The following is a 13,158-nucleotide window of genomic DNA, read 5'->3' as shown; positions in this document are numbered from 1 at the left end:
ATGGCGATCCTCGACAGCCTGCCGACCGACTGCTCCGGCTTCGATCTGTGCGTGGTCGGCAGCGGCCCGGTCGGACTCACTCTGGCCCTGCAAGCAGCGGCTCGCGGTTTGCAAGTGCTGGTACTGGAAGCCGGCCCGGCTCAGCCTGAAACCGCCCTGCCACCCGCCGCTGCCGCCGCCCTCGACACCAATCGCCACGCGCCGTTGGAACTGGCCACCCACCGCGCATTGGGCGGCACCTCCTGGTTATGGGGCGGCCGCTGCGTGCCGTTCGACGCCATCGATTTTGAAGCACGCCACTACGTCCCGCATTCCGGCTGGCCGCTCACGCTGCAAGATATCGCGCCGTGGTACGTCGTTGCCGCTGAGGCCCTCGATTGCGGTAATTCCGATTTCGACGCCGCCACGCCCGGCTGGCCGGATCTGGACGCCGTTCGCATGGATCGCACAGAACGCTGGGCGCGCCAACCGAAACTAGCCGCACGTCTCGGCGCACGCGCAATAGCTGCGTCGGGCGTGCATCTTCTGTTTGATGCCGTCGTGCAGGAACTCGCACTCAGCATCAACGGCACGCAGATAAACGGGCTGCGGGTGCAGCATGGCGCACAAACCATGCTCATCACCGCGCCGCGCTATGTGCTGGCCTGCGGCGGACTGGAAACCACGCGCCTGCTGCTGGACGCGCAGCAGCGCCAACCCGCGCTGTGCGGCGGTAGCGAAGGCGCACTGGGTCGTTACTATATGGGCCATATTTTCGGCAGCATCGCCGATGTCGTCCTCACCCATCCCAAAGATTTTGCCGACCTCGATTTTTTCCAGGATGCCACCGGCGCGTACAGCCGCCGCCGTTTCAGTTTTCCACCCGAAGTCCAGCGCGAACACGGCTTGCTCAACACCTCCTTCTTTGCCGACAATCCCGCCTTTCACGATGCGCGGCATGGCAATGCCACGCTGTCGCTGGTGTTTCTGGCACTGGCGATTCCGGCCATCGGACGCCGTCTGCTGGCCGAAGCAATCCGCATCAAGCACATCGGGCCGGCACCGCGTGCTTACGGCCGTCACCTGCGCAATATCGTGCGACGTCCGTGGCGCGCTGCCGCCGATGTGATCGATATTTTGAAATTGCGCTATGTCTCGGCGATCCGCAAACCGGGTTTCGTTCTGCGCAACGAGGGTGGCACCTATGCGCTGAATTACCACGCAGAACAAATCCCCAATCCCGACAGCCGGGTAAAACTGGCACCGGCGGTCGATGGCCAGCCATCGCGATTGGCTATCGACTTCCGCTATCTGCCCGCCGACGTCGATTCGGTGCTGCGCGCCCATGCCTTGCTCGACGCCAGTTTGCGCGCCAGCGGCCGTGGCCGGCTGGTCTATCGTCAGTCGCCGGAGCAAAGAGTCGACGCTGTGATGCAGCAAGCCAGCGACGGCTTCCATCAAATCGGCACTACCCGCATGAGCGCCGATCCGCGTGACGGTGTGGTCGATGCGAATTGCAAGGTGCATGGTCTGAGCAATCTTTATCTGGCCTCAAGCAGCGTCTTCGCCACCGCAGGCGAAGCCAATCCGACTCTGCTGGCAACGGCACTGGCGGCGCGTCTGGCGGCGCATTTATCGGGACTGGCTGGCAATTCAGTTGGCAACAAGGCGAACGCCACTCCCCTTTCTTCTTCTTTGAAAGTCCATGCCATGCAGACCGTTCAGATTCCCGGCACCGACTTGCAAGTCTCGCGTCTCGCCTTCGGCACCGCCAGTCTGCATCATCTGATGCGCGAAACGCAGCGACAGGAGTTGCTGACGACCGCGCTGGCAGCGGGTTTCAGCCATTTCGATACTTCCCCGCTGTACGGCTTCGGTCTGGCCGAAGAAGCGCTCGGCAAGCTCAGTCCTGCCCAGCGCCACAGCATCACGGTAGCGACCAAGGTCGGTCTGTATGCCCCGCCGGGTGCCACGCCCGCCAGCGCCGCTATCGTGGCACGCAAAATTCTGGGCAAAGCGTGGCCGGCGCTCAATCGCGCTGCGGCCGACTGGTCGGTTGCCACTGCGCGATTAAGCGTGGAACGCAGTCTGCGCCGCCTGCAGCGCGACACTCTCGATATTCTGTATCTGCACGAACCGGAACTCGCCCTGCTGAAATGCGAAGAATGGCAACGCTGGCTGGAAGATCTGCAACAAGCCGGCAAAATACGCTATTGGGGCGTGGCCGGCGAAGCGGAACGCATTGCGGCAATGCTGGCCGCTGCGCCGGGACTGACGCCCATCGTGCAGGTCAGGGACAGCCTGAATCTGCATCAGGCCGATGTGCTGCTATCCCATCAGAGACCCTTGCAATTTACCTACGGTTATCTGGCAGGACAAACGGCAGAAGCCACTAGCGGAGCCGGAGCCGCCAGCATTCTGCAACACGCTTTGCAACGCAATGCCAGCGGCTGCATTCTGATATCGACCCGACGCGCGGATCGTATCGCCGGGTCAGCCGAATTGGCGCGCTAGGCCGCTGTATTGCCCAAAGACAACATATAGGTATCTGTTATCACCTTAATGTCTTCAATTCATAAGGTGGTAACAATTCCCTTTCATACTTCAGAGGCAGTTTCCTCCGTTGGTGCGCACCATGCCGCATCCACTCACTCTGAAAAGGTGTCCCCTGATGTTCCTGCTGGCTCCCGCCGCAACACTGATGGCGCGTTTGCGCCTGATGCCGAAATTCCTTCTCGTCAGTCTGACCTTCCTGCTGCCCTTACTATTGGTCGCGGGACTCTTATTCAACGAGCTGCAAAAATCAATTTCCACCACTGAACAAGAACGGACAGGTCTGCACTACACCGTACAGACCGACAGTCTGATCCGGCTGCTGCTGCAACATCGCGGCTTGCGCCATATGGCCCTGAACAACAATACCCAGGTCGGCCCGCAAACCAAACTGATCGAAACCGCCATCGATGCGCAGTTCGACACCATGCTGGCCAACGACGCCAGTTTCGGTTTGCAAGCGCAGATGGCGGGACTCAAAACCCGCTGGGCCGCATTGCGTCAGCAAAACGAAGGCAAACCCGCCGCAAGCAACACCGCGCATAACGCCCTGCTGGGACAATTACAGCAACTCAAAGCCGTCGTGGCGGAACGGTCCAAGCTGCGACTTGACCCGCAAATCGAGACCAGTTATCTGGCCGATCTGCTGCTCGATACGCTTCCCGGCATCAATGAAAACCTGGCCTTGCTGGCCGGACGCGGCGCGTCCTATATCGATACCGCCTTGCTGGAAGCGAACGAAGATTTACTGCTCAACACCACCGTGATGCTCAGCCGTCATGACCTGACCCTGCTCAACGCAAAGCTGTCCAATATTTTCACAGCAGCCCCTACCTGGAAAACCGAACTCACCCCGCAATTGCCCGCAATCAAACAAGCCGATGACTTCCTCGAACGCACCAATAAGGAAGTGCTGAAAACGCTGAATCAAACTTCGGGCCAGGAATTTTTTAACGCCGGCGCAGCCAGCATTAAGCAACTGGGCAAGCTGTCCGAAGCCAGCGCGGCAATCCTCGACAATGCGCTGGTCGAGCGCATTGACCAGTATGCGCAAAGACGCAATCTGATCATGCTTGTTATCGTCGCAGCGCTGATGCTGGCCGCTTATTTGCTGGCCGGATTCTACGTGTCGTTTTCCAAAGAAGTGCTGGCACTGGGCGCACTGGTGCAACGCGCCGCCGGCGGCGATCTCAGTCCGAGCGCACCGTCGCAAGGCAAGGACGAGCTGGCGCGACTGTCCGCCTCGTTTGGCGCAATGAATGTCGGTCTGGCAGACCTGATTGCCGACGTGCGCACCAGTATTGACGTCATGGCCACGGCGTCCGGCGAAATCGCCACCGGCAACCTCGATCTGTCGCAACGTACCGAAGAGCAAGCCGCCAGCCTCCAGACCACCACCATCGCCATGGGCCATCTGACCGAGACTGTCCAGCGCAGCGACGCCAGCGCCCGTCAGGCCCGGCAACTGGTGGAATCGGCCGCCGGTTTTGCCAAGGACGGCGATAAAATCGTGGACACCCTGAAGCACACCATGGACGCCATCAAAGACAGCTCGCGTCAAATGACTTCCATCGTCAGTACCATCGACGGCATCGCATTCCAAACCAATATTCTGGCGCTCAACGCCGCAGTCGAAGCGGCCCGCGCCGGCAATGCCGGACGCGGCTTTGCGGTGGTGGCGACGGAAGTGCGCAATCTGGCACAACGCTCGGCCAGCGCGGCCAAAGAAATCCAGATTCTGATCGCCGACTCGGTGCGCAAGATCGACGGGGGTGCAAAACAAGCCACTACCGCCAGCAGCAACATGAGCGACATCGTGGACGCCGTTCATAAAGTGTCGGACATCATCCAGGAAATCACCCTCGCCACCGGCGAGCAAAGCAAGGAGATTACGGAAGTCAATCGCGCCGTGATGCAAATCGACGATCTCACGCAGCAAAACTCCGCCTTGGTGGAAGAAGCTGCCGCGGCGGCGGCCAGCTTGCAAGATCAGGGATCGCATCTGCGGCAAGCAGTCGCCATCTTTAAACTGGAAAACGACGGTGCTGCACCGTCGCCTATCGCTGCCACAGTTCCCGCTTTCCATAGCTCAAAGCTGCCTGCCAAAAGACGCCTGCCGACGCGCGTCGCCCTGCAGTAAGCCGCTTCCTCCCGTTCCCCTCGGCGCAGCGCAGCAAGCTGCCTTGCGCCGATCTCTGCGTCTGTCCCTGCGCCGGTCTCTGCGCAGATATCTGCGCAGATATCTGTACAATCGCTGTGTTTCCGCCGATACAAGCAAAAGACAGCCGGCGCTACATCGCCTGCGCCTGAAAGGCGGCCCTCCCCCCATCGACGCCCCATGACAACTACCCCTGTCCGATTCCTGCTCACGGCCTTCTCGGCCCTTGCATTTTCCGCTGCCTTTTCCGCTACCTTTTCCGCTGCCGCGCAAGCCGATGAAGTCCAGGTGGCCGTCGCCGCCAATTTCGCCGCACCGCTGAAACTGCTCGCTGCCGATTTTCAAAAAGCCACCGGCCATCAAGTTCAGATAACTGTCGAATCAACCGGCAAGCTGTATGCGCAAATCAGCAACGGCGCGCCCTTCGATATCCTGCTCGCCGCAGACGAAGCCACGCCCGCTCGACTGGAAAAAGAACAACAGGCCGTCGCCGGCAGTCGCTTTACCTATGCCTCCGGCACACTGGTGCTGTGGTCAGCCTCACCCACCGGTGTCGATAGCCAAGGCGAGGTACTAAAACAAGGCCGCTTCCAACATCTGGCGATTGCCGCCCCCAAACTCGCCCCTTACGGCGCGGCGGCGCTGGAAACACTCACCAAGCTCAAACTACTCGACGGCGTGCAAGCCAAACTGGTGCAAGGAGAAAGCATAGGTCAGACTTACAGCTTCATCGCCAGCGGCGCGGCCGAACTGGGTTTTGTCGCTTTGTCGCAAGTGATGGAAAACGGCAAACTGACTTCCGGCTCTGCCTGGATCGTGCCCGCTGCGCTGCATGCTCCTATCCGCCAGGACGCCGTATTGCTGATGAAGGGCAAAGACCATCCCGCCGCCATCGCACTGCTCGATTACCTGCGCAGCGCCCCCGCCAAAAGCGCAATCCGCAGCTTCGGCTATACCGTTCCGTAATCGACCGAACCGCATGAATTCCACCGTCCCCTTCGATGCCGCCGATCTGCAAGCGATTTTCCTGACGCTGAAACTGGCCACGCTGACCACGCTCATTTTATTGATCGTCGGTACCCCGATAGCGTGGTGGCTGGCGCGTACCCGTTCCTGGTGGAAAGGCCCGGTCGCGGCGGTAGTGGCGCTACCCATCGTGCTGCCGCCCACAGTGATCGGCTTTTATTTGCTGGTACTGATGGGGCCGCAAGGGCCGATAGGCGCAATGACGCAAGCCCTGCATCTGGGCATGCTGCCGTTCACGTTTGGCGGACTGGTATTGGCGTCCGTGTTGTATGCGCTGCCGTTTGTGGTGCAGCCGATCCAGAACGCATTTGAAGCCATGGGCGACCGCCCGCTGGAAGTCGCTGCCACGTTAGGCGCTTCGCCGCTGGATCGATTTTTCACGGTCGCACTGCCGCTGGCGCGACCCGGCTATCTGAGCGCAACCGTCATGGGCTTCGCCCACACAGTCGGCGAATTCGGTATCGTGTTGATGATAGGCGGTAATATTCCGGGCCACACGCGGGTGATTTCTGTGCAGATTTACGACCACGTCGAAGCGCTGGAATACACACAGGCGCACTGGCTATCCGGCGGCATGCTGGGCTTCGCATTTCTGGTTCTGTTGCTGCTCTACGTACTCCACCCCAGCGGAGGTCGTCGATGAGCACTTTGCACGCCCGCTTCCGGCTCCCGATGCCAGACTTCACGCTCGATCTCGACTTGCAACTGCCGGGACACGGCATCAGCGCCCTCTTCGGCCCCTCCGGTTGCGGCAAGACCACCTGCCTGCGCCTGATCGCCGGCTTGCAAACTGCGCGCGGCAGCACTCTGCGTATCGGCGAGGACATCTGGCAAGACGATGCGCAAGGCATCTTCGTCCCCACCCATCGCCGTACGGTCGGCTACGTGTTTCAGGAAGCCAGCCTGTTTGCCCATCTCGACATCCAAAAAAATCTGGAATACGGCATGCGTCGCAGCGGGCAGACTGACGGCACACGCAGCCGCGCCGCGCTGGAACAATCAATAGAACTGCTGGGCATCGCGCCTCTGCTCAAGCGCATGCCAGCGAAGCTCTCGGGCGGCGAACGGCAACGCGTCGCCATCGCCCGTGCGCTGGCCGGCATGCCGCGCTTATTGTTAATGGACGAACCGCTAGCCGCGCTCGATGCCGCACGTAAAGCGGAAATCCTGCCGTATCTGCAAGGTCTGCACCGGCAACTCGACATCCCCGTCATCTACGTCAGCCACGCGGCAGACGAAGTCGCGCAACTGGCCGATCATCTGGTGTTACTCGAAAAAGGAAAGCAAATCGCCAGCGGTCCCACCGCCGATCTGCTGACCCGCCTCGACCTGCCGCTGGCGCATGGTGACAGCGCCTGCGCACTGATCGTCGCGACGGTGCAGGAATACGATGCGCACTACCATTTAACCAGCGCCGGATTCAGCGGCGGCGTATGCAATTTTCCCTCGCCGCAAGCCGAAATCGGCAGCCATGTCGATTTGCGAATACAAGCGCGCGACGTCAGCCTCTCGCTGCAAGCGCCGACCGATTCCAGCGCACTCAACCGCTTCCCCGCCATCGTGAGCGAAATCGTCGACGACGGCATCGGCGAAGTGATGGTGGCACTTCTCTGTGGCAAGGACAGGCTGCTGGCACGCATCACCCGCAAATCAGCCGAGCAAATGGAATTGGCTCCCGGCAAGGCGATATTTGCCCAGGTCAAGAGCGTGGCCATACTGCGATAAGCCACGCGTTTATTGGCGCATGAAAAGGTAAAGCGACTACGCCGACTAAGTCAAAGTTAGCTAATCGCGCTGTATGAGCCTGCCAACTTTGGGGTATGTACGCTTTTTTTTCAGAACGTCCTCAAACGCAGATCGTCCCGTTAAAAATATAAACCCCAAAAATATAAAAACCCTTTATCAGACCAGTCACCCCACCCCCGATTGACCCTTTTCAGGCGATGCCTACACTAGCGAGGATTCTTCTTTCACAGAATCCACCGCATGCTGCCCCCCATCAAAGACCTAGAACGCTGGATCTACAACCGCCAGCACAAACGCATCCTCACCCTCGATTTCCCCGATAACAACGGCCCCCAGAGCGGCCCCGAACGCTACCAGCGCGACGCGCTCTTCGTCCCCAATCGCCTCGATGCCGACGAAGGCCTTTCCCGCGATTTCACCTACACCGTCGAAGTCCTGTCCGACGACCCGCGCATTCCTTTAACCGACGTGCTAGGCAAGCTGGTCACGCTCTCACTCAAACGCAAAGACGGCAGCCTGCGTTACTTCAACGGCTACGTCTTCGAATTCGGCCTCGAGCGCTGCGAAGGCAACGTCGTGTTTTACCGCATGGTGCTCAAACCGTGGATGGCCTTCCTGCGCCAGCGCAAGAACAACGCCGTGTTTTGTCACCAGACCCTCAACGATCAGGCGATGGAAATCTTCCGTCACTATCCCTCCATCCGCTGCGACTACCGCTATGCGTTCCCGAGCGGCCACGGTTACCTCAAGCTCATGCACATGGGCTGCCAGTTCAACGAAACCGATGCCAACTACCTGCATCGCCGTTGGGAAGCGTTAGGTCTCAGTTATCGCTACGAACACACCGAGCGCGGCCATCAACTCATGCTGTGTCACAACACCGCGCAGGAAGCGCAACCGATCGATGGACGCAATCCCGACATCCGTTTCCATACCGAAGACAACGACGCCGAACAGCACGAGGCCATCCACACCTGGCGCCCCGGGCGCATCATCTCTCCCGACAGCCGCACCACCACCGCCTACAATTTCAAAACCGCGCATCTGCCCAGCCATCAAGCCTGGGCCACGAGCCCCAATGCGCAAGGCAACAACGTCCCCCAAATAGAAAGCCACGACTACGTCGGTGCCTACAGCCGCGAGCATAGTCAAAACGGTTACGGCGAAACGCAGGCGCGTTACCGCATGGATGAAACCGACGCGCAGGCCAAACAGCACCCGATGGCCGGCAACAACCGCTACGTCTCACCCGGCCGCTGGTTCCAGATGCGCAAACATCCGCGCCTGCGCGATCTGCTGGGCTTTGATGTCCGCGAAGAAAAACAACGCTTCCTCATCATCGACGTGCGTCACACCGTCACCAATAACTACCTGCAAGAAAACGAACCGGCCGACTACCGCAACACGCTCAACTGCATCCGCAAAAGCATCGTCTGGCGACCCGGCCCCGGCTACAGCAGCAACGACACCCGCATCCACGGCACGCAGACCGCACTGGTGGTCGGCTACGAGCAAGGCGAAATCGCCACCGACAAATACGGCCGTCTGCGCGTGCAATTTCACTGGGACTTGCTGGGCAAGAAAACCTCGCTCAGCTCGGCCTGGGTGCGCATGGCCACACCGTGGGCCGGCAACATGCACGGCCTGCACACGCTGCCGCGACCCGGGCAGGAAGTCGTCGTCACCTGGCTCGATGGCAACCCGGACCATCCGCTCATTCTCGGCAGCGTGCATAACGGCTGCAACCCGCCGCCCTGGAATTTACCGAGCGAGAAAGCGTTAATGGGCCTGCGCAGTCGCGAACTGATTCCCGGCAAAAGCAACTTCGGGAGTGGGCGCAGCAACCACCTTATTCTCGACGACACGCTCGAGCAAATTCAGGCGCAGCTCAAAAGCGATCATCAGCATAGTCAGCTTTCGCTGGGATTTATTACCCGCATCGAGGACAACTACGGAAGAAAGGACGCGCGCGGAGAAGGCTATGCGCTGGAAACCGAAGGCTCTGGCGCACTGCGCGCCGGCAAGGGTTTACTGCTCACGACGGACGGTCGCGCCCAAGCGGTCGGCGGCACGCTCAGTCGCGACGAACTGGTGCATTGCCTGGAACAAGCACTCGAAATTGCCAAAGGACTCGGCAGTGCCGCCGTCACCCATCACGGCAGTCACCGTGACACTGCCCCGCAGCAGCACCTGAGCGCGGCCGTCGATGCGCTCGGCAAGGGCAGCGGCCCGGAAACCAGCTCCACCAGCACCGCTGCCGCCGGACAACCCATCATTGCCATCAGTGCCGCCGCCGGCCTCGCCAGCGCCACCCCCAAAGATCAAACCCATTACGCCGGTCACAACATCGACACCGTTGCCGGCAACAACCAGCAGCACTACGCCATGGGCCACATCCTGCACACCGCGCGCGGCGATATCGAACAGCTCGCAGTCGAAGGCGATCTGCGCCAGATTGCCGGTAAAGGCAAAGTCACTGTGCAGGCGCAGCACAACAGCATGGAGCTGATTGCCGAACAGGTCCTGCGACTGATTTCCACCAGCGACCGCATCGAAATCTTCGCCAAAAAAGAAATCGTGCTGGGCGCAGGCGGCTCCGCCATCAAGATCAGCGCCGAAGGCATTACCGATATCACCAGCGGCAAGCGGGTGATTCATACGTCGGGGTTGGATGTGACGGGGCCTCAGCAACAGCTCTTTGTCATGCCGGAACTGCCGGTCACCGCATTAACACCCTACCGCTTGAGCTTTGAGCATCTTTATCACGACGCCGAACCCTTGGTCGGCGCACCGTTCGAGGTGGATTTCTCGAATGGTGCCACCGTTTCCGGAACGCTGGACGCCGCCGGCCGCGCCGTCCTCACCGATGTCCCTCCCGGCGCAGGACATGTCCGCTTCGGCTCCATGCCGGGGCAATTCGAACGCAGAGATGTCAAGCCGACGCCGCATTACCAGGAGCAGAGCGACACACAAACCATCGATGCCCTCATCGGAAAATACACGCACCACACGACCACAGGAGATAACTGATGCGCGCCTGTTTCACCCCACCGCAACCACAACTTACCCGTACGGGAGATACGCAATGAGTGCGGCCACCAATCCACCCGGCGGACTGACCCTCAAAGAATTCGAGCTCTACACCGTGGGAGTCGGCGAATGGATATGGGGTACCGCGAAAGGCGCATTCAACGAAAAACAAACGCTGGCGCAGATCATGACGGATGCGGGCATCAGCATGATCCCGGTGCTGGGCGATGTCACGGCGGTGCGTGATTTGTTTGCCATCAGCATCGGCCTTGTCAATCACGCAGAAAAACGCGCCCGTGTCATGGAATGGGTGCTGCTGGTGATTTTTTTATTTGCGTTGATTCCGGTACTCGGCGGCGTTATCAAAGGCGTGGGGCGGATTGCGCTCAGAGTGACGCCCGAGGCGGCCCAAGACAGCAAGGCGCTCAGCGGCATTGCCGATGAAATCGTGGCGTTCCTGAACAATATCGGCCGAAAAGATGAACGCAGCTGGATCAAAAACCTGAACCTCCTGCGCTACGAAAAAGAGATCCTGAAAAAATTCCAGATTTTTTGCGACACCGTCATCCTGATCCTTACGCGCTACAGCCTGCACTTTCACGCCGTTCTGCCGTCGAGCATGGTAGCCCGCATGGAACAGTTGTCGAACGGATTCAAGCAACTCAAAGAACTGGGTGGAAAAATGCTTCCGCAAGCGCTCAGGGAATTGCACGAAAAACTGGCGGTGCTGCAAAAACTGATTCACAACGGCGGCGTCCTGCCCATCGACAAAGCCCCCACCATCGCCGTGCAAACCGGGCAGAAAACCGTGACCTACGTGGAAGAGGCGCGCCTGCGAGAAACCACGGCCTTGAAAATAGTGCGCGATACCAAATACCCTCAGAATTTTGCGAGTGCCGATCCGCTGCATGCCGACGAAATCAAGAAGGTCTATGAATATCAAGTCGGCTATCCCAACTTGGTTTCTAAGCCCACCGAGGTCGGGGAAATAAGTTTCTATCCACAAATTGCCTCTGCATCCGGGCCAATAAAAAATGAAATGCTGAGCGGGGAAACCTTGTTCAGAGCATTTGGCGAAAAAGGGCGAGTCGGAAGCGTACCTGTTAGCGAATCAGAGGCAATAGGGGTGTATTGGGGGCGTGGCCCGTCTCCGACAACGGCTGAGGAATGGCGGAAATTTTACGCCGTGATCGATGAGTGGAACCTCAACGGCTGGTTGACGCTGGTGCGCATTCCTCCCGGTGCCAAAGTACCTGCCTGCACCAGTACGGTATCGGAACAATACGGCAAATCTCTTTCGGGGCAATTTCTGGAAGGCGGTGGCAAGCAGGCAGTGATTACCGCGTTTTTTGAAAAAGAGATGGTCGCTCTGGCCAAGCGACTTCAGGCAGAAGGCGGAGGAAGCGGCAGCGTCAAACTGGCGAATGGCTCGTGGATTAACGTGGAAATCAGAAAAACGCAGTGGGAAAACGTGGCTGAAACCACCGGCTACGACACCAAAGTCATCCCCGGAGCCTCCATGACGGAAAGACTGGGGATCAACGAAATAGAAAGAAAAATACTAAGAGAAACCGTCAAGCAAGGACCAAAAGAGCAGCGTGCCAGCGAAAACCGGAATACTAAATAAGGAGTAATGATGGGATTGTTCGACATCTTTAAATCGCAATGGTCAGCGGAAAAAATGACGCAGGAAGATCGCAAAAAACTGTTCTGGTATCTCCAACGCCGAACCAGTTATACCGCCTGGAAAACTGAAGCGGATGCATTCGATGCATTTGCAGCGATCTATAAAAAACAGATGGTGGAGGAACCGACTCCTGAAAAAATAAATACGATGTGGGGCACGGATTGGGAGTTTTTGTACAGCAACGTACTCAAGCCACAGGTTTGGTACGAAGAAGGTTTGGCGCATTTGAAATGCGGTGATCGATCTGTCTGGCTTGTCAATCCAGAAGGTGTTTTGGGGAGAGCGAATACTTGGGCTGGCATTTGGTTTGATAATTTACTTAATCACGGGGCGCAAGGGGATAAATTTTTCGATGGCAAATATCTTCCCGAATTGGAAAAATCAATTGAGGCCTGGGGCGACGCTGCGTCTAAGACAGGAGGACTGCATTCGTTTAATTCGACCAGACCCGCACCGGAATGCTGGTCCACCTGGTGGCCCGCTAAATTCGCCAAGCTGCCGTTCCCCACCCGCTTGCCAGAGGTCCCCGTCCCGGAAAAAGAAGTCCGCATCAGAACCAAGGAAACCGTCCCGGTTTCCGGCATCTATGAGCCGCAGATGAAAGACGGCTGCATGAATTATCTCCATGCCGGCACGTCTGCGCCGACCATGGAACTCACCGATGGTACCTACGTAAAAGGCGCGCCAATTGCCGTCACCTGGAAACTCCTCTGGCAAGACACCCGCTATCTTGACGGCGTCATTCCCGCAGAAGAAGCCCAGTATTTCCCCCCTAAAAAAGAGGTCGTTGAACGAGTCAGCGCGCCGATTCCCTACCGGAACGATCCCGAGCTAAAAACCGGCAAGCTGTGTTCCCGGACCGGTCACTGGATCGTGTTAGGCGACTACCTTCACAAAGTCTGGTTTGTGGAAGGCGATGTGCTGCCACAGGCGAAAGGACGCGATGTCACCTGGTTGTGGGTCAATACCTGACTGTTTT

8 protein-coding genes are annotated in these 13,158 nt (G+C 58.8%); all 8 read left to right on the top strand.

Annotated elements, in window-relative coordinates; genetic code table 11:
• The 8 genes from RGU70_RS07955 to RGU70_RS07920 all read left to right on the top strand — a co-directional run bounded on the left by RGU70_RS07955 (position 1) and on the right by RGU70_RS07920 (position 13,151).
• On the top strand, positions 1-2,493 hold the full coding sequence (locus RGU70_RS07955; RefSeq protein ID WP_322208858.1) for an aldo/keto reductase: 2,493 nt from the start codon (positions 1-3) through the stop codon (positions 2,491-2,493).
• A gap of 157 nt (positions 2,494-2,650) precedes the next feature.
• Positions 2,651-4,672 carry a methyl-accepting chemotaxis protein gene (locus tag RGU70_RS07950; protein ID WP_322208857.1) on the top strand — a complete coding sequence of 674 codons (2,022 nt, stop codon included), beginning with the start codon at positions 2,651-2,653 and terminating at the stop codon, positions 4,670-4,672.
• Between the two features lie 198 nt (positions 4,673-4,870).
• Positions 4,871-5,656: a molybdate ABC transporter substrate-binding protein gene (gene modA / locus RGU70_RS07945; protein WP_322208856.1), complete on the top strand. Its 786-nt coding sequence runs from the start codon at positions 4,871-4,873 to the stop codon at positions 5,654-5,656.
• A 13-nt stretch (positions 5,657-5,669) separates the two neighbouring features.
• Positions 5,670-6,359: a molybdate ABC transporter permease subunit gene (gene modB, locus RGU70_RS07940; protein WP_322208855.1), complete on the top strand. Its 690-nt coding sequence runs from the start codon at positions 5,670-5,672 to the stop codon at positions 6,357-6,359.
• Entirely contained in the window at positions 6,356-7,441 is a 1,086-nt protein-coding gene (gene modC / locus RGU70_RS07935; protein ID WP_322208854.1) for a molybdenum ABC transporter ATP-binding protein, read from the top strand. The genes modB and modC overlap by 4 nt, the downstream gene beginning before the upstream one ends.
• Positions 7,442-7,702: 261 nt before the next feature.
• Positions 7,703-10,492, top strand: coding sequence for a type VI secretion system Vgr family protein (locus RGU70_RS07930; RefSeq protein WP_322208853.1), 2,790 nt, complete (start codon positions 7,703-7,705; stop codon positions 10,490-10,492).
• Between the two features lie 55 nt (positions 10,493-10,547).
• Positions 10,548-12,119, top strand: a complete 1,572-nt coding sequence (locus RGU70_RS07925) for a hypothetical protein (RefSeq protein ID WP_322208852.1) — start codon at positions 10,548-10,550, stop codon at positions 12,117-12,119.
• Positions 12,120-12,125: 6 nt separating this feature from the next.
• A complete protein-coding gene (locus RGU70_RS07920; protein ID WP_322208851.1) occupies positions 12,126-13,151 on the top strand; it encodes an Imm72 family immunity protein in 1,026 nt (341 codons plus the stop codon).
• Positions 13,152-13,158 lie beyond the last annotated feature (7 nt).

The sequence above is a fragment of the Herbaspirillum sp. RTI4 genome (assembly GCF_034313965.1).
Taxonomy (GTDB): domain Bacteria; phylum Pseudomonadota; class Gammaproteobacteria; order Burkholderiales; family Burkholderiaceae_D; genus Herbaspirillum.
This window is presented reverse-complemented; position numbering and strand designations above follow the sequence as displayed.